The organism is Pseudomonas sp. JH-2, from assembly GCF_036231725.1.
Classification (GTDB): domain Bacteria; phylum Pseudomonadota; class Gammaproteobacteria; order Pseudomonadales; family Pseudomonadaceae; genus Pseudomonas; species Pseudomonas delhiensis.
The window spans coordinates 1-26,392 of the sequence record NZ_JAZAQP010000060.1; the positions used below are offsets into that span (position 1 = coordinate 1).

Sequence of the window (26,392 nt, forward strand, 5' to 3'; positions counted from 1 at the left end):
GCCGATGAAGACGTCGGAGGAACCGCCATCGATCTTGGCGCCGCAGGTGAGCTTGTCGCCCTTGCGCGCGGCGGCGACGTCGTTGATGAAGACGTTGCTGGAGCCTTCGGCCACCTGGATCAGCGGCGGGTGCTTGTCGCAGATGGCTGTGCTGCGTTCGACGTGGGCGGCGTTGCGCTGGTTGATGTAGACGTTGGGCGAGCCCTTGTCGATCATCCCCGCTGGCGAGGTGAACATCCGCCCTATGGCTTCGCCGGCGGCGGTGAGCAGGCTACCTCCGACGCCTGCGAGAATACCGGCCAGGAGGGCCACGCCGAATCCACAGGTGAAGGTGGCGATGGCCACCGTGGCGACCAGCGCTATCCCCAGCGCGGCGCCGATGAGAAAGCCCGCCAGCGCGCTGGTATGGGCGATCTCGTCATGCAGGCGAGCGGCTTCGTACATGGCGGCTCACTCCGTGTCGCCGGCGGCGTCTTCCGGGAGGGTGGGCGCCTGGCGTAGGCGGAAGCTGGCCAGCAGGTCGAGCCAGGCCTGGCTCTGCGAGGTGCTGAAGTCGCCCTGGCTGGTGGTGGAGAACACCAGAGCACGGCCCGGCTCGATCTCGAAGGCGGCCTGGCGCTGGTACAGCGGGCGGCCGTCGTTGAGGTAGTAGGCGTCCACCTGGATGCCTTCGAGCGCCGGCTCGCCCAGGCTGGCCGGTTTCTTGCCGAGCAGGGTGTAACCGCGCAGCTTGGCGCCGATCAGCTTGACCTGGCGTTCGACGTAGGGCTTGAGGGTTTCGCCGGGCAGCAGGTTGTCGCGCGAGACGGTGATGCTCAATGGCGCCGGCACGCTGTTGCCGAGCACGAACATGTTCACGCTGCGGTCCTGGTAGCCTTCGGGGAGGGTGATCTGTCCTTCCTGGAGTTGGTAATCCATGGGGTGTTCCTGTCGTGAAACGGTGAGGAGGTCAGGCCAGGCGCAGTTCGTCGAGCATGGCGTCGAAGTCGATCAGCCACTCGGCCAGTTCGGCCTGGTTCGGATCGAGCACGGTGGACAGGCTCAGCCACTGGCGCGGGCCGCCGGCCAGCGGCAGCAGCGCGCCGACCACGCGGCCATGGCGCGCCTGCTGGCCGTCGCGGTAGAGGTAGTCGACCTGCTGCGCAGGGTGGCCGGCGAGCTGGCGGGGAGCGCGGCGCACGATGCGCAGGTCGGCATGGCGCTTCTCCAGGCTGGCCAACAGGCTGTCCATGGCCTGGTCGAGGCCGAGCTGTTCCGGGGCGGGGCGCTTCTTCAGGCCCAGGGCCAGCGGCCGGCTGTTGCGCTCCAGGGTCACCTCGATGCCGCGCACTCCATAGGCCTCGGGCAAGGCCACCAGCAAGCCGGCGAGGGTCACGCCGTTGGCGCCTTCACGCAGCGGCCCGGCGGCCGGAGCAGGGCAGGGCGGTGCGGCCTCGGGAGCCTGGGGCGGCTGTTCCGGCGCGGGCTCCGGTGTTTGCCGGCGCTGCGCCAGGCGGTCGTAGATGCTGCTGCTTCTCATGGGCGTGCCCTCACTTGTTGATCCGTACCGGCTGGCCTTCGACGAAGGTCTCGCCCTTGCTCAGGGTATGGATGGCGTCGGCCTGGATCTCGATGGCCTCGGGTGTGAGGGTGATGCTGCTGTTGCCCACGCGCAGGATGATGTGGGTCTTGGCCTCGATCTGGATGTGCTGCTGGCCGACCACCAGGGTGTAGGCGCCTTCCTGGACGTTGACCAGGGTGTCCTTCTTGATGGTCTCGGTATGGGTGCCGCCCACGGTGATGCTGCGGTTGTTGCCGACGCTGTGGGTCTCGTCCAGCTCCACCTCGGTGTCCATGAAGCGCTCGGCGTGGATGATCACCTGCTCGGCGCCCTGCTTGTCCTCGAAGCGGATGAAGTTGGCCGCGGCCGCGCCGCTCTTGGTCGAGCGGGTGAGGAAGCCGCTCTGCGTCTTGTTCTCCGGCAGTGACCAGGGCGGCATGTTCTGGCTGTTGTAGAGGCTGCCAGTGACCAGCGGGCGGTCCGGGTTGCCGTCGAGGAAGGAGACCACCACTTCGTCGCCCACCCGCGGGATCTGGATGCTGCCGAAGCCGCCGCTGGCCCAGGCCTGGGCCACCCGCACCCAGCAGGAGCTCTTGTCGTCGCGCTGGCCGTAGCGGTCCCAGTGGAACTGCAGCTTCACCCGGCCGAGGCTGTCGGTGAAGATCTCCTCGCCGGGCGGGCCGACGACGATGGCGGTCTGCGGGCCGGAGATGCGCGGACGTTCGACAGCTGGCTGCGGGCGATAGGGGATCTTGCGGCGGATGCAGGTGAACTCGTTGGTGTAGTGCGCCTCGTCGCCGGTGAGGTAGTTGTTGCTGCCGCCGTGCTGCACGCCGAGCAGGAGGAACTGGCGGTCGTCGGCACTATCGTTGTCATGGTCGTAGTGCTGCAGCAGCTCGAAGGTGTATCCGGGGCTCATGCCGCGGCAGTTGCTCGCGCCGTAGAACAGCTTGGCCTGCACCTCCAGCGCCTCCAGGCGGTTGCGCACCAGCGCCTCGCCGTCGTCGTGGGTGCCGTGGGTGTACTGGCCGGGGAAGTCGAAGATCTCGAAGGCCTCGACGTCGCCCTGCTGGTTGACGCTGTCCAGGCCCACCTGCAGCAGGTTGCCCGGCTGCTTGTAGTCGAAGGTCTGCATCGCCACGCGGCCGGACTGCAACTGGCGCTGACCGCTCCAGCCGGTGATGGAGTCGGCGCTCTCGGTGACCGCGGCGCTGTGGTAGCGGATCCGCGGCTGCGCCGGCAGCGGTTTGAGCAGGGTGGAGTCGTCCATCACCACCAGGGTGTGCTGCTCGTTGGTGTGCTCGAAGTAGTAGAACAGGCCTTCGTTATCCAGCAGGCGCTGGACGAAGTTGAGGTCGCTCTCGCGGTACTGGGTGATGTAGCTGTGCGGCTTGAGCGCCTTGCTCAGGCGGAACTCGAACTTGGGCAGCGCGCCGTAGGGGGAGAACACCTGGGTGATCACCTGCTCCACGGTCTGGTCCTGGAAGATGCGCGAGTCGAAGCGCCGGCCGAGCATCCACAGCCAGGGGCTGAGGGTCGCCGAATAATGGGCCAGGCCGCCGTCGCTGCCGTTGCTGGCGAAGCGCGTGATATAGCCGTGGATCGGTCGCGTGCCGCCGTCGGCCAGCTCGATCTCCAGCAGCGCCGGCTTGCCGATCAGCGACTTCAGCTCGATGTGGGCGTCCTGGCTGATCAGCCCCATGTTGAAGCTGAACAGCCGGGACAACCCTTCGCCGCCTGTGAAGTGATCGAGCAGCAGTTCCTGGGCGGACTGCAGCGGCGTGGTCAGTTTCACCAGGCGCCGGTTCTGCGGGATGAAGAGGGCGGCGAGATCCATCAGCATGTCGTTCTCCTGCGTAACACTGGGGCCGCGCCGGGAACGGTGCGGCGGCATCCTTTCAATGGGGTGGCGGCGCCAGTCGGACGAACAGCCGGGCCAGTGGCGAACGGGCGCGCCACTGGCGGATTTCCTCGATGTTCTCGAAGGTGTAGGTGGTCTTGAGCCGGCGCTCTTCGACATGCAGGCGTGGCAGCCCAGCGATGACCTTCCGGTAGTGGAGGAACTGGTACAGGCCGAAGGATGCACTCAGGGCCATCAGCCAGAGCGGCAATTCCGCCTTGTCGCGAAGCAACGGGTAGAGCGTGCAGGAAAGCCCTGCACCCAGCATGGCCAGCCGGTCGTGCCTGTTGGGCGAGTTGAAGCAGATCACCCGTTCCCGGCGCGAATCGAATGGGAGCTGCCGGTAGTCGATGCGCTTCATTGCTGCGTACAACAGCACGCAAAAAAGGGCGACGGCGACGCTCAGCAGGAAGGTTTTTGCGTCGCTCCAGTGCGCATCCTTGTCGCCGTAGGTGCAGAGCAACGTGATGCCCAGGATGGGGGCGACGGACAGGTTGAGGAAAAGATACCAGCGGGCATAGCGGATGAAGCTCTCGTTGACGTAGGTCTGGTACAGGGCCATGGCCAGGGCGGCGACGAGACTGAGTAGATAGGGCACCAGCAGGAACGGCAATGCCAGGGTCATGAACCCCGGCATCATGGCGACGTACAGGAAGAATGCCAGCCCGCTGCGGCGGATTCTCCAGAGGGAGGTGTCGACCATTCAGCCCCTCCTCTTGCCCAGGGCATTGTCGAGCCGGGCGAACAGCCGGGCGGTGTAGGAGCGGGAGCGCCAGGCATGGATCTCTTCGAGGTTCCCGAAGAGGTAGCGCACGCCGTTCTTCCGCTCCGCCTCCCGCAACTGGGCGAAGGCTGCGATCGTCTGCCTGACGGAAAGCGTCATGACGACGGCGAGCGTCGACGTTACCGCCAGCAATATCAGCGGCGTAGCCGATGCGCCACGGACCTGTGGCATGAGGACGCTCATCGCACCGATGGCTGCCGCCAGCCAGAGGAGGTTGACCTTGCGATGCTGCCGGGCGCGTGGATGGACTCGGCCGTCACGGATGTCGTAGGGCAGCGGAGCCGCCTTGCTCCGCTTGGCCTGTTGGTAGGTGGCCAGTGTCAGCAGTGCCGGTATGCAGCCGAGCGCCAGGCTGGCCATGGGGGACCAGCCAAGATCGCGAGTGCCCAGCAGTGTCACCAGCAGCAACGAGAGGAAGGGCAGGATGGACAGGCCCTGGAAAAGCATCAGCCCGCAGTAATCGCTGTAGCTATCGCTCAGGTATACGTCGCGGGCACGCCAACAGGCCGCCAGGACGAAGGCCACGAAAGAGGGGGCGACCATGATGGGCAGGATCAGGCAAAGCGATGCCAGCAATATGGCCAGGAGGAACAGCCAGCCTCTAGTCACCTTGATGAGGGTGTGCGGGCTTGAAGAAAGCACGTCAGCAACCCTCTTTTTTGCGAAGGCGTTGCAGCCGCGCGAGTATCCGGCCCAATAGCGAGCGACTGCGCCATTCACGGATTTCAGCAATGTTTGGGAATGCGAAGCGGGTGTTCGCTCGCCGCTCCTCGGCTCTGAGTGTTCTGAGATCGAAAAGCGCGTAGCGATAGTAGTAGATGGTGCACAGACCGAGGCCGAGGCAGAGCAGTATCAATACGTAGGGAAAATATTCCTTGCCGCCAAGCGTGCCGCCGATCAGGGTTGCCCCGCCACCTAGCAGGAAAGGCCACCGGAAACGGCTTTCTGGTTCCCCATGGGAACTCAACCGACCATCTTCAACCGAGAATGTACGGTGTTTCCAATCGTGTCGGCTGAATAGCCAGCTCAGCACCGAACATATGGCCAGGGGAGCAAGGACACTCCCCCAGATCGCGGCGGGTGGGGCCGAGTCGTGTAGCAAGGTCGCAGCAACCGCTGCCGCCACAATGGGGCTGATACTCAGTTTCAGGTACAGCGACAAGCAAGCGTAGTTGCTAAAGCTTTCGCTGAGGTAGAGCGTGAAGAGTCGCCAGACGATTAAGAGAAGCACTACCAATAGATATGGGATTAGCAAGGCGGGCAAAGCCACTACCAGAAAGCCAGCGAAGAAAATCTGGAGAATTAGACTAGCCAGTGTGCTTGTGCGTAGCTGGTCCAGAGTGCTGAAAATCATTTTCCTATACCTATAAAGGTCCTGTCCTCACCACAGCGATTTCTTGCCGGTTAGAATATCTCCGACCTTCTTGTCCGTGCCGGACTCTCCAATCACGTATTGAGCGGCCATGCCGAATATTAGTCCTCCTGCGATTACTAGAATTGCAGGTCCGCCAACCAAGCCCACCACTACTCCAGCAGCCAGTCCAGCGACATTGCCAACTTGGCTATATGCAGAGCGATTTAGAAACTCTTGGAGATCTTTCGATTCTTTGGCATCGATGTATGCTTGTGGGCCAATACTCAGAAGAGTCCCCACCGAGGTGCTACCTATTAGCTTCCCAAAGCCTTTGGCTCCATACATCTTTGAATCTATGAAAATTCTTTTTTCCAGTGTGCTAGTGATTTGTGATCGAGGAACTTGTATTTTGCCTCCGGAATAAAGATCGCCAAGGCGATAGATTGAAGCTGTTGAACTGGCTGGGATCTGGAACTTTAGGGCGTTGCCGGAATAGATCAGCTTGATGCGTCGATTGAACATCTTCCGAGTGCTGGCTTTACGGATTTGCCCCCTTGTTTTGTGCCATCTCAGGAGCTCTTTCTTCAGCGGGCTCTTGATGTCGAGCAGGTCGATCAGCTTTCGAGTCTGAATTCCTGAATGAGTCATCCCAATTGTGCTGAGGACGGTTCCTGGAAGATTGGTAGGCGAAAACAACAACGGCCCCACCACTGGGATCGCCTCGGCCTGCTTGCGCAGCACCTCCATTTCCTTCGCCGAGGTCTTGCCGACCTGCTTCAGCTTGCCGAAAAGAAACACCAGCAACGCCAGCGATTCCTCGGCCTCTTCTGCGGGCATGCCGCTATCCGCCGTCGCCAGTTCGCCAGCGAGGAACATCGCTCCGCTGTAGTCATCGGTAACGTACTCCCCACCGATGTTGATTTGCGAAGGGAAAGCCCGTGCCGCCACCACTTCCGGCCAGGGCAGCTCGCCCTCGCCGAGCAGGCCTTGCGGCCCCCGGCCCATGGGGTCTTCTCTGGTGCAGGGATAGAACGGGCCGCTCATGGACGGCTACCCGAGGGGAGGTAGATGGCGCCGCTGTAATTGCGGCGGGGCATGGTGCGAGAGCAGGGCAGGACCATGCCTGGCGATGTTCCGAGCTTCGTTTCGTATTCATGAAATGAATTCATGTTGCGCATCCTGCAGAAAGCTTTCCCCACTCATGGGGTGCGAAGGAAAAACCGATCGAAACGAACTGTCAAGCGGCAGCTGATAACCGTGGGTAGTGGCATTTTGCTTTGCCGGCTTCCCTTTCTTTTCGGCTGTAAGGCCCGTCCTTAAAGGGTTTCGCGGTATGACCTAAGACGGGCCGCACAGCGGTTAGTTCCTTCCGCCTCCGCCGCTTATCTCGCAAATGCGTGTAGGAAATTCGCTATTCGGTGTATCAGCGATGATCCATTCCAATGGCGGGAAAGTGTGGAGTGGATCACTATCATGAAAATTACTATTGCAGCGCAGCCCGCATTCTCCAAGGGTTCTGGCCATTGGCGGCGTTGGTCGTGGCAGGGTGATTGATGTCAAAAGGGCGTCTTGTGGCCATCATTGCCGCCTTCCCGGGATGCTGCGAAGAATAATTCGCATGTAGTCATTCGCCCGGCTCTACCCTGGAACGTCACCCTCAGTGACGGCACCCGGGGCAGCCCCGGCGGGTTTCACACCATCGATACAGCCGCTCTCGAGCGGCTGCTTTGCGTAGACGAGCATCAGCGGGCAGCCCGCCAAGGGCACCGCGAAACAGGGACGGGAAGGCATTCGCATGAGCCAGGGACTCGACATCGAGGCGTTGATCCGCCTGCGCAAGCAGACCCGGGCGATTTCCGATGCCTTGCGTTCGCAGGCCGCCGACTACCTGGCCACCCTCGCCATGCTGGTGCGGCCGCAGCACCTGTTCGGCGAATACCTGCAGGGCGCGCCGCGCAGCAGCGGCCGCGAGACCCAGCACCACTTCAAGGAATTCAAGGAACTGTACGACCGTATCGGTTCCGCCGCGCCCTTCAGCCTGATCCACGAGCTGGAGGTGCCTCTCAACCTGCTCAACACCACCCCCGAGCTGTACGCCCTGGAATACGACCTGCCGCTGGCCGGGCGCACGGTACGGGTGACCAGCCCGACGCGCTGGGTGGTGGGCTTCCAGTCGTTCGAGCTGGAGCGCTTCCGCAAGGTCATCAAGGACCCGAACCGCAGCAACGCCGAGCTCTACCGGTTCGTCATCCACTACCTGGTGCTCTTCTACTGCTTCAGCAAGTCCGGCGGCCTGGGCCGCCTGCTGCTGGGGCTGCGCTTCCCGGTGAGCTTCGAGCGCCTGAAGGAGTTCGGCGACCTGCCGTTCTGCGTGATCAGCTCGCCGGTGCGCTCGAGCCTGCCGGACGAGTCGGTGATCCGCAGCGCCACCGAGATTTCCGGCAACGCCACCTTCGAGGAGTTGGTGAGCCGGGAGGACATCCTCGGCATGCAGGACGACATCCGCCAACGACTGCTGCAGACCGTCGAAGGCTTGTGAGGAAAAGGCCCGGCGACCGCCGCCCGGCCGTAGTGACAGCGACAGGATTCGGAGAGGAATCAGCCATGGCGAAGAAGGAAAGCACCCAGCACAAGCTCGACCGCGTCCGCGCGCCGCGTGTGCACATCACCTACGACGTGGACGTCGGCGACGCCATCGAGAAGAAGGAACTGCCCTTCGTCGTCGGCGTGCTCGGCGACTACTCCGGCAACCCGCTGGAACCGCTGCCGCGGCTGAAGGACCGCAAGTTCGTGTTCATCGATCGCGACAACTTCAACAGCGTGCTCAAGGGCGTGCGCCCGCGCCTGACCTACCGGGTGGACAACACCCTGGCCAAGGACGGCACCCAGCTCGGCGTCGAGCTGAACTTCAACGCCCTGGAAGACTTCGAGCCGCAGAACGTGGTCAGGCAGGTGGAGCCGCTGCGCAAGCTGCTGGAGGTGCGCAACAAGCTGGCCGACCTGCGCAACAAGATGGGCGGCAACGACAAGCTCGAGGAACTGCTCATGGACGTGCTGCAGAACACCGAGAAGCTCAAGACCCTCGGCAAGGAATTCGGCCGCGAGGCCGCGCTGCCCAGCGACGACGGCAAACAGGCCTGACCAGGAGTTCGAACATGACCGACCAACAAACCGCGGCCCAGCGCACCACCGCCGCCGAGGACGTCGAGGCCTTCGCACCGCAGGCCTCGCTGCTCGACAGCATCATCTCGGAAAGCCGCGTGGCCCGCTCGGAGTCCGAGCGCTCGCGTACCCGCGACCTGATCGGCGAGCTGGTCTCCCAGGTGCTGGAAGGGGAGATGACCCCCAGCAAGGACCTGATCGCGGTGCTCGACGCGCGCATCGCCGAGATCGACTCGATGCTCTCCGAGCAGATGAACGAGATCATGCATGCCCGCGAGTTCCAGCAGCTGGAAGCCTCCTGGCGCGGCCTGAAGTACCTGGTGGACCAGACCGAGACCGGCACCCACCTGAAGATCCAGATGCTCAACGCCACCAAGAAGGACCTGGTGCGCGACTTCAAGTCGGCCTCGGAGTTCGACCAGAGCGCGCTGTTCAAGAAGGTCTACGAGGAAGAGTACGGCACCTTCGGCGGCGCTCCCTTCGGCATGCTGCTGGGCGACTACGAGTTCACCCGCAGCCCCGAGGACATGTACCTGCTGGAGGAGGCTTCCCACGTCGCCGCCGCGGCCCACGCGCCCTTCATCTCGGCGGCCTCGCCGGAGCTGTTCGGCTGGGACGCCTTCACCGACATGGCCGGCCCGCGCGACCTGGCGAAGATCTTCGATACTGTCGAGTACGCCAAGTGGAAGTCCTTCCGCAGTTCCGAGGATTCCCGCTACGTCGGCCTGACCGTGCCCCACGTGCTCGGGCGCCTGCCCTACGGCCCGGATACCGCGCCGGTGGAAGAGTTCAACTTCGTCGAGAACGTCGACGGCCGCGACCACAACAAGTACCTGTGGATGAACGCCGCCTACGCCCTGGGCACCCGCATCACCGACGCCTTCGCCCGCTACGGCTGGTGCGTGGCCATCCGTGGCGTGGAGGGCGGTGGCCTGGTGGAAGGCCTGCCGACCCACACCTTCCGCACCGACGACGGCGAGATCGCCCTGAAGTGCCCGACCGAGATCGCCATCACCGACCGCCGCGAGAAGGAGCTGTCGGACCTCGGCTTCATCCCGCTGGTGCACTGCAAGGGCACCGACTACGCGGCCTTCTTCGGCACCCAGTCGGCGCAGAAGCAGAAGCAGTACAACACCGACATCGCCAACGCCAACGCGCGGCTGTCGGCGCAACTGCAGTACATCTTCGCCACCTCGCGCATCGCCCACTACATGAAGGCGATCATGCGCGACAAGATCGGCAGCTTCGCCTCGCGCAAGGACGTGGAAACCTTCCTCAACAACTGGCTGGCCAGCTACGTGCTGCTGGACGACACCGCCAGCCAGGAGGCCAAGGCCAAGTTCCCGCTGCGCGAGGCCCAGGCCGAGGTGGCCGAGGTGCCGGGCAAGCCGGGGGTGTACAAGGCGGTGACCTTCCTGCGCCCGCACTACCAGCTCGACGAACTGACCGCGTCGCTGCGCCTGGTCGCCGAACTGCCGCAGTCCACCCGCGGCTGACCGCGAGCCCTTGCCAAGGAGTGGCAGCATGAGCAGCTCGCACAAGCTGATACCGACCCTGCTGGACCGGTTGCTCGACGACCAGCCCCAGCAACCGCGGGAAGCCCTCGACCAGCGCCTCTACTCGCTCGCCGAGTACAAGGCGCGGGTGGTGCGTGACCTGGAGATCCTGGTGAACACCCGGCAATGCCTGCTTGCCGGCGGCCTGGAGGCGTTCCCGCAACTGCGCGGCTCGATCCTCGAGTACGGCATGCCGGACTTCACCAGCAAGGGCGTGCTCAACCCCGAGGACCGCCTGCAGATCCAGCGCCAGCTGGAGCGGGCCATCGAGATCGGCGACCGGCGTTTCCGCAACGTCCGCGTGCAACTGCTCAACCAGCAGCTCAGCCAGCGCATGCTGACCTTCCGCGTCGACGCCCTGCTGCGCCTGCACGACGCCACGCGGCAGGTCTCGTTCGACGCGGTGCTGCAGGTGAATACCCAGGAATACACAGTGCAGAACCTCAACTGATGCTCGACGACCTGCTTCCCTACTACGAGAAGGAACTGTCGCATCTGCGTTTCCTCGGCCAGGAGTTCGCGCGGCAGTATCCGAAGATCGCCTCGCGCCTGCTGATCGAGGGGGACAACTGCGAGGACCCGCACACCGAGCGCCTGATCGAGGCGTTCGCGTTCCTCGCTGCGCGGGTGCACAAGAAGCTGGACGACGAGTTCCCCGAGATAGTCGAGGCCTTCCTCGAGGTGCTGTACCCGCACTACCTGCGGCCCACGCCTTCGCTGTCGATCGTCGAGTTCAGCGCCGGCGAGCGCAGCCCCATCACCGGCCACTACCGCATCGAGCGGCACAGCCAGCTCAACTCGCGGGTGGTGGACGGGCAGACCTGCAAGTTCAGGACCTGCTACCCGGTGGACCTGTGGCCCATCGCGGTGCGCGAGGCCACTTTCGCCGAGCTGGAGCGCTCGGCCTTCAACGGCCACAGCGCCGACCTGGTGGCGCGCCTGCGCATCGGACTGCAGTGCACCACCGAAGTGCCCTTCGGCAAGCTGGCCATCGAGCGCCTGCGCTTCTTCCTGGACGGCGAAAGCACCCTGATGCTGCCGCTCTACGAACTGCTGTTCAACAACCTGGCGAAGGTCACCCTGGTCTTCGAGGAGGACGGCCGCCGTCGCGAGGTGGCACTGCCGGCGGGGGCGCTCAAGCCGGTGGGCTATGCCCTGGACGAGGGGCTGGTGGACTACTCCGAGCGCTCCTTCCTCGGCTACCGCCTGCTGCACGAGTACTTCACCTTCCCCGACAAGTTCATGTTCTTCGACCTCGAAGGGCTGGGCCGGGTGCTGGCCGGCAAGCCGCTGCACGCGGTGGAGGTCAACTTCTACTTCGCCGACTACGACCTCGGCGAGCGCCTGGCGCGGCTGGCGCAGACCATCAACCGCAACCACTTCAAGCTCGGCTGCACGCCGGTGATCAACCTGTTCCGCCAGCAGGCCGAGCCGATCAAGCTGAGCCACGCCCGCCACGAGTACCCGGTGGTGCCGGACGTGCGCCAGCAGACCGCGGTGGAAGTGGTGTCCATCGACCGCGTGCGGCGGGTGCGCAAGGTCGGCAACCTGGACCAGGTGAGCACCTGCCACCCGTTCTTCGAGCCGCGTGGCGAGCTGGACAGCCACGCCACCTACTGGATCGGCCGGCGCCGGCCGTCGCAGCGCAGCCAGGACGCCGGCAGCGACATGTTCATCCGCCTGGTGGACCGCGAGCTGGAGCTGATCGACGCCAGCGCCGACACCCTGAGCATGACCCTCACCTGCAGCAACCGCGACCTGCCGATGCTGCTGCCCTACGGCGGCGCCCAGGGCGATTTCAGCCTCGACCGCAACCCGGTGGTGCAGAGCATCCGCTGCCTGCGCAAGCCCACCGCCAGCGCGCGGCCGCCCCTGGGCAACGGGCTGATCTGGCGCCTGGTGGCGCACCTGGGGCTGAACCACATGTCGCTGGTGTCCCAGGGCCGCGAGGCGCTGCTGGAAATGCTGGCGCTGTACGACTACAGCAACGCCTCGGCGGTGCGCAAGCAGATCAACGGCATCGCTGCCGTCCGCAGCGAGCCGGTGGTGGCACGCATCGGCCACCCCCGCCCGAGCTTCGTGCGCGGCGTGGGCATCACCCTGGAACTGGACGAACAGCAGTTCATCGGCAGCGGCATCTTCCTGTTCGGCATGGTGCTGGACCACTTCTTCGGCCAGTACTGCTCCATCAACAGCTTCACTCAACTCACGCTGCGCAGCCGCCAGCGCGAGAAGCGAGTCGTGCAATGGCCTCCCAGAACTGGCGCGCAAGCCCTGGTCTGATCGACCAGGCGCGGGCCGAGCCGTACCGTTTCGAGTTCTTCCAGCTCGTGCGGTTGCTGCGCCTGCACTACAGCCGCGCCGGGCGCATCGACCCGGAAGCGCGGCCGCACGACGACCCGTTGCGCTTCCGCTCGCAGCTGTCGCTGTGCTTCCCCGCCAGCGAGGTCAGCGACCTGCAGTTCGAGCGCGAAGGCCGGCGCTCGGCCAACGACCAGCCGCTGACCGACGTGCAGGTCACCTTCATGGGCCTGGTGGGGCCGTCGGGCGTGCTGCCGCAGCCCTACACCGAGCTGCTCATCGAGCGCCACGTGCAGCACCGCGACGATGCCGCCCACGCCTTCCTCGACATCTTCTCGCACCGCATGACCGCGCTGTTCTACGAGGCCTGGCAGAAGTACCGCTTTCACATCGAGTACGAGCGCAAGGGCGCCGCCGACTTCGAACGCTACCTGCTGGCGCTGGTGGGCTTCGGCCCGCGGGCCCGGGCGCGCAGGTTCAGCGAGGGGCAGCCGCTGCGCCAGTCGCTGTTCAGCTACTTCTCCGGCCTGTTCGCCCAGCGCCCGCGCAACCCGCTGAACCTGGAGGCCATGCTCGGCTTCTACTTCGCCCTGCCGATCCGCGTGCGCCCCTTCAACGGCCGCTGGCTGGACATCGAGCCGGCGCAGCGCACGCGCCTGGGCCGCGCCAACGCCGTGCTCGGGCAGAGCGCGGTGACCGGCCGGCGCACCTGGGACTACCAGTCCTGCGTGCGCATCGAGCTGGGCCCGCTGGCGCTGGAGGACTACCGGCGCTTCCTGCCCGGCCACGCCGACCACCAGCGCCTGGTGGACCTGGTGCGCTTCTACCTGGGCGCCGAGCTGGATTTCGAGATCGCCCCGCGCCTGCGCCGCGAGGCGGTGCCCCTGGCCACCCTGGGGCGTGGCGGGGAGCTGTCCCTGGGCCGGCTCGGCTGGCTGAAACGTCCCGGCGCGCACGCCGAACCCTCGCGCTGCGCACTGTTCCGCATTCCTTACGATGGGGTCCGCCTGTGAACCTGAAATCCCTGTTCGCCAAGCTCGACGACAGCTGCCGCAGCGCCACCGAAGGGGCGGCCGGGCTCTGCCTCGCCGAGCGTCACTACGACGTCGACATCGAGCACTTGCTGCTGCAACTGCTGGACGCCGAGGGCAACGACCTGCAGGCCATCCTGCGCCACTACGAGGTGCGCCCCGACCGCCTGCAGGCCCAGCTGCAACAGGCGCTGGCCGGGTTCAAGACCGGCAACGCCCGTACCCCGGCGCTGTCGCCGCACATCACCCGGCTGATCGAGCGCGCCTGGGTGCTGGCGTCCATCGAGTACGGCGAGGCGCAGATCCGCAGCGGCCACCTGTTCCAGGCGTTGCTCGACGACGCCGAACTGCGCCGGGTGGCGCTGGGCTCCGCGCCCGAGCTGGAGAAAATCAACCCCGACGACCTGCGCCTGAACCTGGTGGCGCTGACCGAGGCCAGCGGCGAGGCGCTGCAGGCCCAGGCGGCGCCGCAGCAGGGCGCGGCCGGCGCCGCCCCGGGCGCGTCGCGCGGCAAGACGCCGGCGCTGGACCAGTACACCATCGACCTGACCCGCAACGCCCGCGAAGGCCGCATCGACCCGGTGCTGGGCCGCGAGGCGGAAGTGCGGCAGATGGTCGACATCCTCACCCGCCGCCGGCAGAACAACCCGATCCTCACCGGCGAGGCCGGCGTCGGCAAGACCGCGGTGGTGGAGGGCCTGGCCCTGCGCATCGCCCAGGGCGAGGTGCCGCCGCCGCTGCAGGGCGTGGCCATCCACACCCTCGACCTGGGCCTGCTGCAGGCCGGCGCCGGGGTCAAGGGCGAGTTCGAGAACCGCCTCAAGCAGGTGATCGAAGAGGTCAAGCGCAGCCTGCACCCGATCATCCTGTTCATCGACGAGGCCCACACCCTGATCGGCTCCGGCGGCCAGGCCGGGCAGAACGACGCGGCCAACCTGCTCAAGCCGGCGCTGGCCCGCGGCGAGCTGCGCACCATCGCCGCCACCACCTGGGCCGAGTACAAGAAGTACTTCGAGAAGGACGCCGCCCTGGCCCGCCGCTTCCAGGTGGTCAAGGTGGAGGAGCCGGACGAGGACAGCGCCATCCACATGCTCCGCGGCCTGCTGGAGAAGATGCAGGCGCACCACCGCGTGGCCGTGCTGGACGATGCCATCGTCCAGGCCGTGCGCCTGTCCAGCCGCTACCTCAGCGGCCGCCAGCTGCCGGACAAGGCGGTGAGCGTGCTCGACACCGCCTGCGCCCGCGTGGCCCTGGCGCAGGCGGCGCAGCCCGGCGCGCTGGAAGACTGCCTGCGCGAAGGCGACAACCTGCGCGCCGAGATCGCCGTGCTGGAGAAGGAGAGCGCCAGCGGCGCCGACCATACCGCGCGCCTGGCCGAACTGAAGGCCGCGCTGGAGCAGGCGCGCCAGCGCGAGGAAGTACTGAAGGCGCAGTGGCAGCGCGAACTGGAGCTGGTCAAGCGCCTGCACGAACTGGAAACCCGCGCCGAGGCGGGGGAGGGCGAGGCGCTGCGAGCGGACCTGGCGGCACTGCGCGCCGAGCTGGCCGAGGTGCAGGGCGAGACGCCGCTGGTCCACGCCCGCGTCGACGGCGGGACCATCGGCGAGGTGATCTCCGCCTGGACCGGCATCCCCCTGGGCAAGATGCTGCGCGACGAGATCGACACCGTGCAGCGCCTGCCGGCCCTGCTCGGCGAGCGCGTGCTGGGCCAGGACCACGCCCTGGAAGAGATCGGCAAGCGCATCCGCATCTCCCGCGCACGCCTGGAGGACCCGAACAAGCCCATCGGCGTGTTCCTCCTGCTCGGCCCCAGCGGCGTCGGCAAGACCGAGAGCGCCCTGGCCCTGGCGGACATCCTCTACGGCGGCGAGCGCAACCTGATCACCATCAACATGTCCGAGTACCAGGAGGCGCACACCGTCTCCAGCCTCAAGGGCTCGCCGCCGGGCTACGTCGGCTACGGCGAGGGCGGCGTGCTGACCGAGGCGGTGCGCCGCAAGCCCTACAGCGTGGTGCTGCTGGACGAGGTGGAGAAGGCCCACCCGGACGTGCTGGAGCTGTTCTTCCAGGTCTTCGACAAGGGCGTGCTGGACGACGGCGAGGGCCGCGAGATCAACTTCCGCAACACGGTGATCATCCTCACCTCCAACGTCGGCACCGAACGCATCATGCAGTGGTGCCTGGGTACCGAGGCCGCCCCCGCGCCGGCGGAGATCGTCGAGGGCCTGCGCGACACGCTCAACCAGGTGTTCAAGCCGGCCTTCCTCGGCCGCCTGAACATCGTGCCCTACTACCCGGTGCAGGACGCCGTGCTGCAGCGCATCGTCGCGCTCAAGCTGGAACGCCTGCGCCAGCGCTTCGAGCGCAACCACCAGGCCAGCCTGAACTTCGACGCCGAGCTGGTCCCGGCCATCGCCGCCCGCTGCACCGAGGTCGACAGCGGCGCGCGCAACATCGACAACATCCTGTCCGGGACGCTGATGCCGGAGCTGGCCCAGCGCGTCCTCGAGCGGATGGCCCAGGGCAAGCCCCTGCAGAGCCTGTCCGTGCGCCTGGGCAAGGATGGCGATTTCGCCTACCGCATCCGCTGAGGGCCGCCACCATGACTTTTAACGCTTCCCGAAAACTGCGCCTCGCCGGCCTGCTGCTGCTCGCCGCCAGTCTCTCCGCCTGCGGGGTGATGGACCGCGTGGGCAAGCGCATGGACGACACCTGGGCCGGCGACATGCTGTTCAGCGACCGCGACAAGGTGACCCTCACCGTCGACGGCGGCAACGACCTCAACCCCGGTCCGGACGGCAAGCCGCTGTCGGTGGTGGTGCGGGTGTACCAGCTGAACTCCCTGGAACGCTTCCTGAGCGCCGATGCCGATGCCCTGTGGGACCAGCCCAAGGTGGCGCTGGGCAACACCCTGCTGGACGCCCGCGAGCTGACGCTGCTGCCCGGCATGGGCCAGGTGGAGCAGTGGCCCATGGCCCTGGAGGCCCGCTACATCGGCGTCGCCGCCTTCTTCCGCGAGACCCGCCAGACGCGCTGGAAGGTGGCCGTGGCCGCCGACTCCATGCGCAAGGAGAGCGTGCTGTTCTCCTCCGGCGACGGGGCGCGCATCTACCTCGACGGCAGCCGCGTGGCCGTGGCCCGGGGCACCGACGTGCTCGACGACCCGGCGGCGCGCCAGCTGGCCGCCGGCGCCCCGGTGGAGCAGCAGGGCGCCACCGCGCAACTGCTGCAGAAGGCCGGCGACAGCGCCCTGCGCGCCGCCGGCGAAAGTGTCGAGAACGGCGCGCGCGACGCGCTGGAAAGCAAGGTCAACTCAGCCCTGGAAGGCAGTCTATGAGCAAGAGCAGTCGGGTGATGTGGTCGGAGGGCATGTTCCTCCTGCCGCAGCATTTCCAGTACCAGGACGAGTTCCACCAGCACCAGCTGGCCCAGGCCACCCTGCGCGGCACGCCCTTCCACTGGGGCGTGCAGCTGCTGGAACTGGACGAGGAAGCGCTGGCCGGCGGCGTGCTGCAACTGTCGCGGCTGAAGCTGGTGTTCCCGGATGGCACCCTCTACGACGCCCCGCAGCAGGACCCGCTGCCGGCCGCCCGCGACCTCAAGGGCCTGCTGCGCGAAAGCGACCTGAAGGTCTACGCGGCGCTGCGCCGGCCCGAGCCCTATGGCCTGAACTACGTCGAGGACGGCGCCACCGAACAGGGGGCGCGGCGCTTCCGCAAGCAATTCGATACCCTGCCGGACCTCAACGAGGGCGACCTGGAGAACGAGATCACCAGCCTGCGCCTGAACGTGGTGCTGCTGATCGAGGGCGACGACCTCGACGGCTTCAGCTATTGCCCGCTGGCCAGACTGGTGCGCAACAACGCCGGCGGCTTCAACCTCGACAGCCACTTCGTCCACCCCAGCCTGCACCTGGGCGCCCACGACACCCTGCTGGGCATCGCCCGGCGCCTGCTCGGCGTACTCCAGGCCAAGAGCGAGGCGCTGTCGGGGCGGCGCCGCGAACGCGCCGACCAGATCGCCGAGTTCGGCTCCAGCGACGTCACCCTGTTCTGGCTGCTGTTCACGGTCAACCGCGCCTACCCGGCGCTGGCGCACCTGCTGCAGCACCCGCGGCTGCACCCCGAGCAGCTCTACCGCTTCCTCGCCGAACTGGCCGGCAGCCTGCTGACCTTCTCGCTGAGCATCCAGCTCAAGGACATCCCGCCCTACGACCACGACGACCCGGCGGCCTCGCTGCTGCGCCTGGACGCCCTGCTGCGCGAGCTGCTGGACAACGTGGTGCCCAACCAGTACGTGCCCATCGCCGTGGAGCAGACCAAGCCGTCCTACTACGTCGGCCGCCTGCACGACGCGCGCCTGGCCGAGGCCGACTTCTACATCTCGGTGCACGCCGACATGCCCGGCGCCAGCCTGTTGGAGCTGGTGCCGCGGGCCTTCAAGGTGGGCTCGCCGGAAGACATCGAGGTGGTGGTCAACACCGCCATGCCCGGCGCCACCCTCAACCACGCCACGCGCCTGCCCAGCGCCATTCCGGTGCGCCTGGACAACCACTACTTCTCCATCGAACCGCACGGCCGCGTCTACCAGCGCATGATGGACGCCCAGGCCATCGCCTTCTACGTGCCCAGCGCGTTCGCCAACCTCAAGCTCGAACTGATGGCGGTGCTCAAATGAACGAAGCCGTGATGCCCGCGACCCTGCTGCAGCAGGGCGAGAAACCCACGCTCAAGGACCTGGCCAGGGACTTCCTGTCCATGGCCCTGATGATTCGCCGCGGCCGCCAGGCGCAGAGCGTCGAGCGCTTCCTGGCCAGCGTCGACGACTTCTTCGCCGGCCTTGAGCGCAACGCCCGCGCCGCCGGCTACAGCGTCGAGCAGGTGCGCGACACCCAGTACGCGCTGTGCGCCTTCCTCGACGAAAGCGTGCTCAACGCCGGCCAGAGCAACATCCGCAGCCACGTCGAACTGCACCCGCTGCAGTTCAAGTACTTCGGCGTGCACCTGGCCGGGGAGGGCTTCTTCGACAAGCTCGAGGCGCTGCGTGCCGACGTCAAGGCCAACCTCGACGTGCTGGAGATCTACCACCTGTGCCTGGCGCTGGGCTTCGAGGGCAAGTTCAGCCTCGAGCAGAAGGACCAGCTGCGCTACATCGCCAACACCCTGGGCCAGGACATCGCCCGCTACCGCAAGGCCCCGCGCGCCCTGGCGCCGGATTGGGCGCTGCCGGACCAGGTCTCGCAGATGATCCGCTACGAGGTGCCGCTGTGGGTGTACGTCGGGCTGATCGCACTGTTCTGCGCGGCCCTCTACTTCACCCTCGACTGGCTGCTGGGCAAGGACGTGGCGACGCTCGCCGGGCAACTGGACGCGCTGTTCGGCCAGTGAGCGCCGCCTTCATCGATCAGGTCAGGAAGACATGAAAGTCATATTCCGCGCACTCAAGAGTTTCTGGTTCGCCCTGCCGCTGCTGTGGCTCGTCGGCATGCTGCTGTGCTGGTTCGTGCTGCCGCGCTGGCTGCCGCAGCGCGAGAGCGTGCTGGCGGCCATGGCGCTGTTCAGCGCCTTCTGCCTGCTGCTGGTGGTGCTGCGCCAGTACCGGCGCATCCGCGCCGAGCGCAACATCGAGAACCTGGTGCAGCTCGAGGTGGACCGCAGCGCCGGCGCCGGCGGCGAGTTCCGCGACTCCCAGGTGCTGCAGCAGCGCCTGAAGCACACCATCGCCCTGCTGCGCGCCTCCCGCGCGGCCGGGGGCGGCGGCAAGGCGGCGCTGTACGACCTGCCCTGGTACCTGGTGGTGGGCATGTCCGCCTCGGGCAAGACCTCGCTGCTGACGCGCTCCGGCCTGTCGGCCAGCATCGCCGGGCAGAGCGCGGCGCAAAGCGGTACCCAGCATTGCGACTGGTACTTCAGCCCGGAAGCGGTGCTGATCGACACCGCCGGCCGCTACCTCACCGACGACCAGTCGGCCCAGGAGTTCGCCGACTTCCTCAAGCTACTGCGCCGCCAGCGCCGCAAGCCGGCGATCAACGGCTTGGTGCTGGTGGTCAGCCTGCCGGGCCTGCTGGCCGCCTCCCATGACGAGCGTGGCGAGCTGGCCGAGCGCCTGGCACAGCGCATCCAGACCTACAGCCAGTGCCTGGGGGTGAACCCGCCGATCTACCTGATGCTCAGCAAGGTCGACCTGCTGCCCGGTTTCTCCCAGGCCTTCGACGCCCTGGACGCCAGCGCCCGCCAGCAGCCGCTGGGCATCACCTTCGGCCTCGGCGAACTGCGCCAGCGCGGCCTGCGCGGCGCCCTGCAGGACAAGTTCGGCGCGCTGCTGGCCAGCCTGGAACGGCACGTCGGCGCGCAGATCGACGGCCTGGGCGGGCGCGCCGATGCCAGCCTGCTGCAGTTCCCGCGCTACCTGGGCGAACTGTCCGGGCTGCTCGGCGACTTCCTCGAGAGCTTCGAAAGCGCCGCGCGCCAGCGCACCCCGGCGGTGCTGCGCGGCCTGTACTTCACCAGCGCCCTGCAGACCGACCAGGTGCTGCCGCCGCTGCTGGAGGAAGTAGTGGCCGAGCACTTCGCCCTGGACGCCGACGCCGCCGAGTGCCCGGACGAGAGCCTGGCGCGGCGCATCGGCGAGCGCAGCTACTTCATCACCGACACCTTCCGCCGGGTGATCTTCCCCGACCGCGACCTCAGCCTCTATTACTCGCGCCTGGGCAAGCGCAAGGCGCTGGCGCCGAGCCTGCTGGCCGTCGCCGTGCTGGCAGGGGTGGCATTGGCCGCCTGGCAGGGCTGGTCGTTCGCCAACAACCGCGCCTGGCTCGACGGCCTGCGCGCCCAGCTGGGCGGCGCCGGCCAGGACCCGGCCCAGGACCTGGAGCTGCTGCGCACCCGCCTGGCCGAGGTCGACAACCAGCGGCAGAACGGCGTGCCCCTGCGCCAGGGTGCGGGCCTGTATGCCGGCGACGACCTGCGCGCGCCGCTGCAACGGGCCTACCTGGAGCAACTGCAGCGCCAGGCCCTGGAACCGGTGGGCCGGGAACTGCAACGGCGCCTGCGCAACCTCGACGACTTCGCCCAGAGCCTGGGCGCCACCGCCAGCGCGCCGGCCGAAGCCGGCAGGGCCGGGAAGGACCAGGGCCGTGGCAGCGATGCCGCCGCCGCGGCGCTGCGCCAGGCGCGCCAGGGCAATGCCGCTGCCGCCCCGAACCTGGGCGGTGTGCCGCGCAGCGTCGGCGACCTGGGCTCGCGCCTGCGTGGCGAAGCGGGCAGCCGCCTGCGCGAAGCCGCCCGCGATGCGCGCCGCGGCGCCCTGGCCGAGCTGGCCGCCGGCAAGGCCGCGGACGCCTCCGGCGAGCGCGCCGCCGCAGCGGGCCTGAGCCTGTCCGAGGAAGTCCTCGACCGTCTCGACGAACACCAGGTGGCTTCGCTGATCGAGGCCTACGACGCGCTCAAGCTCTACCTCATCCTCACCCGCCCGGAACAGCACGCCGACGCCGACTTCGTCGCCGCCGCGCTGCCGCGGGCCTGGGAGCGCGCCCAGGCCGGGGAGGGCGGCGACAAGCTCGACCCCGCGGTGGTGCGCGCCAACAGCGCCATGTACGTGCGCTACCTGCGCGCCGGCGAGGCGCCGGCGCTGCGCCGCAACGAGGAGCTGGTGGCCGAGGCGCGGCAGAACCTCAAGTCCTTCATGCGCGCCAGCTCGCTGGTGGACCGCGAATACCTGCGCCTGCAACTGGAGGCCGACCGCCAGTTCCCCGCGCTGACCCTCAACGACCTGGTGCCGCTGCCCGGGCGCAACCTGCTGTATTCCAGCGAGGCGATCCCGGCGCTCTACAGCCGCCAGGGCTGGGAGCAGTTCCTGCGCCCGGAGCTGATCAAGCTGCTTTCCGGCGACCTGCGCAACGAATCCGACTGGGTGCTCGACGGCGAGGGCAGCGACGGCCTGGTGCAGAAGGCCAACTTCATGCGCGAGCTGATGGCCCGCTACAAGGCCGACTACGCCGAGGTCTGGATGCGCTTCCTGGCCGGCACCGGGGTGCGCCAGTTCGGCGACATGCAGGGCGCGACCCGCCAGTTGTCGCTGTACAGCGACGTACAGAACTCGCCGCTCAAGCTGCTGCTCGCGGCGGTGGACCGCAACACCAGCTGGGACCAGCCGGAGAAGCCGGCGCAGAAGGTCGCCAGCGCCGTCGAGGACAGCTTCTGGACGCGGGTGAGGGGCGTGTTCGGCGATGACGCCGAGGCCGCCGCCAAGCAGATGAGCACGCCGCTGCCCAAGGTCGACGACGGCAGCCTGGCCAAGCGCTTCGAGCCGGTGGCGCGGCTGTTCGCCCGGGAGAACCCCGAAGGCGCCGACAGCACCGTCATGGACCGCTACCTGGCCTCCCTGCGCCGGCTCAAGGTGCGCCTGGCCAACGTCCAGCGCTCCCAGGACGTGGGCAAGAGCAGCAAGGCGCTGATCAGCGAGACCCTCGAGGGCGGGCCCTCGGAGTTCGCTGGTGCGCGCAACTATGTGGAGACCAGCATCGACACCAGCCAGGGCGGCCTGTCCGCCTCGCTGCAGAAGCTCTTCATCGCGCCGCTGCAGTACAGCTGGGACAGCCTGCGCGAGCCGGCCGGCGAACAGATCGCCCAGGCCTGGACGCAGCAGATCGCGCGGCCCTGGAACCAGGTGCTGGCGCACCGCTACCCGATCGCCCCGGGCAGCGCCAACGAGGCCTCGGTCAAGGACCTGCAGCGCTTCGTCGACCCGCAGAGCGGCCTGCTGCCGGCCTTCAAGCGCAACGAGATCGGCAACCTCTCCGGCGGCGAAGGCCTGGGCATGGGCAACGGCCAGCAGGCGCCGCTGGTGGACCCGCGCCTGGTCAGCGGCATCGACCGCGCCAGTTCGCTGGGCGAGGTGATCGCCAGCCTGTCCGACCGCGACAACGGCTTCGAGGTGATGCTCGAACCCTCCGGCGCCTTCACCGACATCGTCTTCACCCTGGACGGCCAGGAGCAGCACTACCGCAACGGCCGCAGCAGCTGGAGCCGCTTCGCCTGGCCGGGCAGCACCAGCACCCCGGGCGCGCGCCTGGACGTGGTGACCCTCTCCGGGCAGCGCCTGACGGTGTTCGACTACCCGGGCCGCTGGGGCCTGCTGAAGATGAGCGAGAGCGCCCGCGTGAGCAACGTCGACGAGGTGCAGCAGCGTTTCACCTGGAGCACCGGCGCCGGCAACGTCAGCCTGCTGGTGCGCAACTACGGCGGGGTGAAGATGACCGACCTGGCCAACGTCAAGGCCCTCGGCTCGCTGGGCCAGGCGGGGCGCCTGTGAGGGGCCCGGCCATGGCGGGCGAGGGGGCGCGCCCATGATCGGCTGTTTCGGCAAGCTGCCGGCGGCGGCCGATTTCGTCAGCCTGCACGGTGCGGCGGAAGAGGTGCGCGAGTTCGACGCCTGGCTGCAGGCCGGCCTGGGCCGCCTGCAGGGCGTGGAAGACTGGCGCGAGCGCTTCGACCGCCTGCCGCTGTGCCATTTCTGCTTCCGCGCCCGCTCGGGCAACTGGCTGTTCGGCGGCCTGGCCAGCTCGCGCGACGCCAGCGGCCGGCGCTATCCGTTCCTGGTCTTCCAGGGCATCCGCGGCGGCCACGCCCAGGGCTTCGTCGCCCCGCACACCCTGGGCGAACTGTTCGCCGGGCAGGTCACGCCCCTTCTCAACCAGGCGCGCCAGGGCGTGGAGGCGCAGCAGCTGTTCGCCCGCATCGAGGCGCTGCGGCCCTGGGGCGAGCAGGACCTGGCGCTGTACCGCCGGGTGCACGAGAAATTCCTCGCCGACTTCAACCTGCGCGACATCGCCGCCGCGCTGGCCAACACCTACCCGGAATTCGTCGCCAGCGCGCTGCTGCACCGCCTGCATGCCCTGCGCGCACCCCTGGCCGAGGGCCGGGCGCTGGTGCTGCGCCTGCCGCTGCCGGCCGAACGCTGGCTCAAGCGCCCGGTGGCCGACCTCTGGTGCACCTGGCTGGCGCGCTTCGCCGGCGGCGCCATCCCCGTGGCCAGCCTGCTGGTCGACGACTTCATGCGCCCGGAGCTGCTGTGCTTCACCGGCCGCGGCGAAGACGCCCTGTACCGCCTGCTCACCGGCGTGGCCGGGCGCGAGGAGCGCTACGACCTGCTCGAGAGCTTCGCCGACTTCAACGAACACCACCGAGCCCTGGAGCTGCCCGACGAAGGCCTGGCGCTGCGCGACTACCTGGCGCGCTTCGCCCCGGCCGAGGAGGCGCAACCGGTATGAACAAGATCCGCTACTACTTCCTCAAGTACCAACCCTACGTCCTTGGCGTGGCCTTCTTCCTGGCCATCTTCCTGGTCTGGCGCCTGGGCCTGCTGCTGGGCTTCGCCTCGCTGCCCAGCCTGCTCGCCGGCATCGCCCTGTTCCTGGTGCTCTCGGCGCTCTACGTGCTGCTGCTGTACCGCGGCGTGGCGGCGCCGTCCCATGACCTGGAGGCCTTGCTGCGCGACGACGCCGACCAGGCCGTGCTGGCGGCCAGCCCGCAGGACCGCGAGGAGATCGGCCTGCTGCGCGAGCGCCTGCTGCAGAGCCTGGAGCGCCTCGGCGCCAAGGGCCGCGGCCGGCGCAGCCGCGACGCGCTCTACGCGCTGCCCTGGTACCTGGTGATCGGCCAGCCGGCGGCGGGCAAGAGCAGCATGCTGGCGCAGTCCGGGCTGAACTTCCCCTATGCCGACCGCGAGGGCGTGCGCGTCGCCGGCCTGGGCGGCACGCGCAACTGCGACTGGTTCTTCGCCTCCGAGGCGGTGCTGCTGGATACCGCCGGGCGCTACATGCACAACCCCGAGGAGGCCGGCAAGTGGCGCGGCTTCCTGGCCCTGCTGCGCAAGTACCGCCAGCGCCGGCCGCTGAACGGCCTGATCGTGACCGTGAGCATCGAGGACCTGCTGCAGGGCGCCGACGACGACCGCGAGCAACTGGCCAAGCGCCTGCGCGAACGCATACAGGAAGCGCACCAGCTGCTGGAGGCGCGCCTGCCGATCTACCTGGTGTTCACCAAGTGCGACCTGCTGCCGGGCTTCAGCGAGTTCCACCAGCGCCTGGACCCGGCGCGGCGCGAGGAAGTGATGGGCAAGACCTTCGCCCACCAGGGCTTCGAGCAGTCCGACTGGGGCCGGCGCTTCGACGACGCCATGGCGACCCTGGTGCAGTACTGGAAGCAGGTGGCGCACCAGCAACTGGTGGAGCAGGACATCCGTCTCACCCGCGAGGACCCGTCGGTGTACCGCCTGCCGCTGGAACTGGAAGCGCTGCGCCCGCGCCTGCAGGCCTTCGTCGCCACCCTGCTGCGCGCCAATCCCTACCAGAGCGCCGAGCTGCTGCGCGGCTTCTACTTCACCTCGGCGCTGGACAGCCGCGAGATGCGCCATGGCGTGCATGCCGGCGCGGTCACCGCGCGCTTCGCCCTGCAGGCCGACGGCGAGCCCGGCGGCGCCACGGCGCGGCCGCAGGCGTTGTTCATCCCGAGCCTGTTCCAGAAGGTGATCATTCCCGACCAGCACCTGGTGGCGCTGTACACCAGCAACCGCCGCGAGCGCCGGCGCAAGGCCATCGGCGTCGGCGTGGCCGCCTCGCTGGCGGCATTGCTGTGCGGCGCCTGGGGCTGGTCGTACTGGAACAACCACGCCCAGCTGCGCGACATCGGCAGCGAGCTGGCCAGCGCCGCCGAGGCCGACCGCAACGACGCCGGGCGCTTCACCCAGTGGCGCAGCCTGGACGGCCTGCGCCAGTGGACCGCGCACTACTTCAACCGGCACCACGACGACGGCGTGCCGCTGTCCATGCGCCTGGGGTTGTACCAGGGCCATGCCGTGGAGCCGCTGCTGCGCGAGCGCTACTTCGCCCGCCTGGAAAGCGTGATGCTCGAGCCCACCGCGCAGAACCTGACGCGCACCCTGTACCTGCTCACCGGCATCAAGGTCTACCAGCGCAACGCCCGCGAGCTGGCGCCGGTCAGCGGCGTCGACAGCGTCGAGCCGCGCGCGCTGCCGGCGGACAACCGCGCCCAGTCCATCGCCGACTTCGGCGAGGCCGCGCTGGACACCTACGTGATGCTCTCGCGCTCCCAGCGCGAGAAGGCCGAGCCGGCCTTCCTCAAGGCGCACCTGCCGGACTACTGGTACCCGGCCATCGCCGCGCAGGTCGGCGGCAGCGACCGCGAGGCGCCCGACTACCAGTACGCCAGCCGGCAGATCGACTTCTACGCCGAGCAGATCCGCCAGCCGGACGTGCCGCGGATCCTCGACAACGCCTTCCTGGTGTCCAGCTCGCGCAACTACATCAACAGCCTGCGCTCGCAGTCGCTGCGCGCCATCGAGACCATCACCCTGGAGTCCGACACCCTGTTCGCCTTCGCCCGCGCCGACTTCCAGAGCCTCAAGGCCGGCGGCCAGCGGCAGCTCAACGCCATCGCCGGCAAGCTCCTGAGCACGCCCAACGTGGGCAAGATCGTGATCGCCGGGCATGCCGACCAGCTGGGCGACCCGGACTCCAACCAGAAGGTCTCGCTGCAGCGCGCCCAGACCATCAAGACCTACCTGGCCGGCAAGGGCGTGCCCGGTGAACTCATGGAAGCGGTGGGCGAGGGCAGCGCCAAGCCGCTGGTGAAGTGCGACATGCAGATGCCGCGGGCGCGGCTGATCGAGTGTCTTGAACCCAACCGCCGCGTGGAGATCGAGGTCCGTGCGCTCAACTGAGCCGGGCCGCCACGGCGGGCGGG

Annotated in this window: 21 protein-coding genes; 13 read left to right on the plus strand and 8 right to left on the minus strand. The window is 67.7% G+C overall.

The annotated features are described in order from the left end of the window. From VV867_RS27460 to VV867_RS27495, 8 genes are all read right to left on the minus strand, one after another. On the minus strand, window positions 1-444 hold a 444-nt coding region (locus tag VV867_RS27460), incomplete at its 3' end, for a PAAR domain-containing protein (RefSeq protein ID WP_328568077.1). A gap of 6 nt (window positions 445-450) precedes the next feature. Further along, window positions 451-918, minus strand: a complete 468-nt coding sequence (locus VV867_RS27465; RefSeq protein ID WP_275629646.1) for a DUF1795 domain-containing protein — start codon at window positions 916-918, stop codon at window positions 451-453. 31 nt (window positions 919-949) lie between these two features. After that, window positions 950-1,519: a DcrB-related protein gene (locus tag VV867_RS27470; protein ID WP_275629647.1), complete on the minus strand. Its 570-nt coding sequence runs from the start codon at window positions 1,517-1,519 to the stop codon at window positions 950-952. A gap of 10 nt (window positions 1,520-1,529) precedes the next feature. Beyond that, window positions 1,530-3,383, minus strand: coding sequence for a type VI secretion system Vgr family protein (locus VV867_RS27475; RefSeq protein WP_328568078.1), 1,854 nt, complete (start codon window positions 3,381-3,383; stop codon window positions 1,530-1,532). A 55-nt stretch (window positions 3,384-3,438) separates the two neighbouring features. Further along, on the minus strand, window positions 3,439-4,143 hold the full coding sequence (locus tag VV867_RS27480) for a hypothetical protein (RefSeq protein ID WP_328568079.1): 705 nt from the start codon (window positions 4,141-4,143) through the stop codon (window positions 3,439-3,441). After that, a complete protein-coding gene (locus tag VV867_RS27485; protein ID WP_328568080.1) occupies window positions 4,144-4,866 on the minus strand; it encodes a hypothetical protein in 723 nt (240 codons plus the stop codon). A gap of 1 nt (window position 4,867) precedes the next feature. Next, window positions 4,868-5,578 (minus strand): hypothetical protein, encoded by a 711-nt coding sequence (locus VV867_RS27490; protein ID WP_328568081.1) that lies wholly within the window; start codon window positions 5,576-5,578, stop codon window positions 4,868-4,870. 27 nt (window positions 5,579-5,605) lie between these two features. After that, window positions 5,606-6,622 (minus strand): hypothetical protein, encoded by a 1,017-nt coding sequence (locus VV867_RS27495; protein ID WP_328568082.1) that lies wholly within the window; start codon window positions 6,620-6,622, stop codon window positions 5,606-5,608. A 751-nt stretch (window positions 6,623-7,373) separates the two neighbouring features. Here VV867_RS27495 and VV867_RS27500 point away from each other — a divergent pair. From VV867_RS27500 to tssM, 13 genes are all read left to right on the plus strand, one after another. After that, entirely contained in the window at window positions 7,374-8,117 is a 744-nt protein-coding gene (locus VV867_RS27500) for a hypothetical protein (protein WP_089394255.1), read from the plus strand. A gap of 65 nt (window positions 8,118-8,182) precedes the next feature. Then, window positions 8,183-8,719, plus strand: a complete 537-nt coding sequence (tssB, locus tag VV867_RS27505; RefSeq protein WP_109937034.1) for a type VI secretion system contractile sheath small subunit — start codon at window positions 8,183-8,185, stop codon at window positions 8,717-8,719. 14 nt (window positions 8,720-8,733) lie between these two features. Beyond that, the gene (gene tssC, locus VV867_RS27510) at window positions 8,734-10,236 is read left to right on the plus strand and encodes a type VI secretion system contractile sheath large subunit (protein ID WP_328568083.1); all 1,503 of its coding nucleotides are present in this window, start codon (window positions 8,734-8,736) and stop codon (window positions 10,234-10,236) included. Window positions 10,237-10,264: 28 nt separating this feature from the next. After that, window positions 10,265-10,747 carry a type VI secretion system baseplate subunit TssE gene (gene tssE / locus VV867_RS27515; RefSeq protein WP_328568084.1) on the plus strand — a complete coding sequence of 161 codons (483 nt, stop codon included), beginning with the start codon at window positions 10,265-10,267 and terminating at the stop codon, window positions 10,745-10,747. Further along, window positions 10,747-12,579, plus strand: coding sequence for a type VI secretion system baseplate subunit TssF (gene tssF, locus VV867_RS27520; RefSeq protein ID WP_328568085.1), 1,833 nt, complete (start codon window positions 10,747-10,749; stop codon window positions 12,577-12,579). Before tssE ends, tssF begins: the two co-directional genes overlap by 1 nt. Beyond that, window positions 12,543-13,610, plus strand: coding sequence for a type VI secretion system baseplate subunit TssG (gene tssG / locus VV867_RS27525; protein ID WP_089394260.1), 1,068 nt, complete (start codon window positions 12,543-12,545; stop codon window positions 13,608-13,610). Before tssF ends, tssG begins: the two co-directional genes overlap by 37 nt. Then, complete coding sequence (gene tssH, locus VV867_RS27530) at window positions 13,607-16,219, plus strand: type VI secretion system ATPase TssH (RefSeq protein ID WP_328568086.1); 2,613 nt, start codon at window positions 13,607-13,609, stop codon at window positions 16,217-16,219. The genes tssG and tssH overlap by 4 nt, the downstream gene beginning before the upstream one ends. 11 nt (window positions 16,220-16,230) lie before the next feature. Then, window positions 16,231-16,965, plus strand: a complete 735-nt coding sequence (tssJ, locus tag VV867_RS27535; protein WP_328568087.1) for a type VI secretion system lipoprotein TssJ — start codon at window positions 16,231-16,233, stop codon at window positions 16,963-16,965. Then, a complete protein-coding gene (tssK, locus tag VV867_RS27540) occupies window positions 16,962-18,305 on the plus strand; it encodes a type VI secretion system baseplate subunit TssK (protein ID WP_328568088.1) in 1,344 nt (447 codons plus the stop codon). The genes tssJ and tssK overlap by 4 nt, the downstream gene beginning before the upstream one ends. Further along, window positions 18,302-19,015 carry a type IVB secretion system protein IcmH/DotU gene (gene icmH / locus VV867_RS27545; RefSeq protein ID WP_425262423.1) on the plus strand — a complete coding sequence of 238 codons (714 nt, stop codon included), beginning with the start codon at window positions 18,302-18,304 and terminating at the stop codon, window positions 19,013-19,015. Before tssK ends, icmH begins: the two co-directional genes overlap by 4 nt. A 31-nt stretch (window positions 19,016-19,046) precedes the next feature. Then, the gene (locus VV867_RS27550; RefSeq protein WP_328568089.1) at window positions 19,047-22,940 is read left to right on the plus strand and encodes a type VI secretion protein IcmF/TssM N-terminal domain-containing protein; all 3,894 of its coding nucleotides are present in this window, start codon (window positions 19,047-19,049) and stop codon (window positions 22,938-22,940) included. Window positions 22,941-22,974: 34 nt separating this feature from the next. Continuing rightward, the gene (tagF, locus tag VV867_RS27555; RefSeq protein ID WP_328568090.1) at window positions 22,975-23,898 is read left to right on the plus strand and encodes a type VI secretion system-associated protein TagF; all 924 of its coding nucleotides are present in this window, start codon (window positions 22,975-22,977) and stop codon (window positions 23,896-23,898) included. Then, window positions 23,895-26,369, plus strand: coding sequence for a type VI secretion system membrane subunit TssM (gene tssM, locus VV867_RS27560; protein WP_328568091.1), 2,475 nt, complete (start codon window positions 23,895-23,897; stop codon window positions 26,367-26,369). Before tagF ends, tssM begins: the two co-directional genes overlap by 4 nt. Window positions 26,370-26,392: the final 23 nt, after the last annotated feature.

Coding starts and splice junctions, on each gene's coding strand:
- VV867_RS27465 (WP_275629646.1), bottom strand. CDS start 918: ATGGATTACCAACTCCAGGAAGGACAGATCACCCTCCCCGAAGGCTAC.
- VV867_RS27470 (WP_275629647.1), bottom strand. CDS start 1,519: ATGAGAAGCAGCAGCATCTACGACCGCCTGGCGCAGCGCCGGCAAACA.
- VV867_RS27475 (WP_328568078.1), bottom strand. CDS start 3,383: ATGCTGATGGATCTCGCCGCCCTCTTCATCCCGCAGAACCGGCGCCTG.
- VV867_RS27480 (WP_328568079.1), bottom strand. CDS start 4,143: ATGGTCGACACCTCCCTCTGGAGAATCCGCCGCAGCGGGCTGGCATTC.
- VV867_RS27490 (WP_328568081.1), bottom strand. CDS start 5,578: ATGATTTTCAGCACTCTGGACCAGCTACGCACAAGCACACTGGCTAGT.
- VV867_RS27495 (WP_328568082.1), bottom strand. CDS start 6,622: ATGAGCGGCCCGTTCTATCCCTGCACCAGAGAAGACCCCATGGGCCGG.
- VV867_RS27500 (WP_089394255.1), top strand. CDS start 7,374: ATGAGCCAGGGACTCGACATCGAGGCGTTGATCCGCCTGCGCAAGCAG.
- tssB (WP_109937034.1), top strand. CDS start 8,183: ATGGCGAAGAAGGAAAGCACCCAGCACAAGCTCGACCGCGTCCGCGCG.
- tssC (WP_328568083.1), top strand. CDS start 8,734: ATGACCGACCAACAAACCGCGGCCCAGCGCACCACCGCCGCCGAGGAC.
- tssE (WP_328568084.1), top strand. CDS start 10,265: ATGAGCAGCTCGCACAAGCTGATACCGACCCTGCTGGACCGGTTGCTC.
- tssF (WP_328568085.1), top strand. CDS start 10,747: ATGCTCGACGACCTGCTTCCCTACTACGAGAAGGAACTGTCGCATCTG.
- tssG (WP_089394260.1), top strand. CDS start 12,543: ATGGCCTCCCAGAACTGGCGCGCAAGCCCTGGTCTGATCGACCAGGCG.
- tssJ (WP_328568087.1), top strand. CDS start 16,231: ATGACTTTTAACGCTTCCCGAAAACTGCGCCTCGCCGGCCTGCTGCTG.
- tssK (WP_328568088.1), top strand. CDS start 16,962: ATGAGCAAGAGCAGTCGGGTGATGTGGTCGGAGGGCATGTTCCTCCTG.
- icmH (WP_425262423.1), top strand. CDS start 18,302: ATGAACGAAGCCGTGATGCCCGCGACCCTGCTGCAGCAGGGCGAGAAA.
- VV867_RS27550 (WP_328568089.1), top strand. CDS start 19,047: ATGAAAGTCATATTCCGCGCACTCAAGAGTTTCTGGTTCGCCCTGCCG.
- tagF (WP_328568090.1), top strand. CDS start 22,975: ATGATCGGCTGTTTCGGCAAGCTGCCGGCGGCGGCCGATTTCGTCAGC.
- tssM (WP_328568091.1), top strand. CDS start 23,895: ATGAACAAGATCCGCTACTACTTCCTCAAGTACCAACCCTACGTCCTT.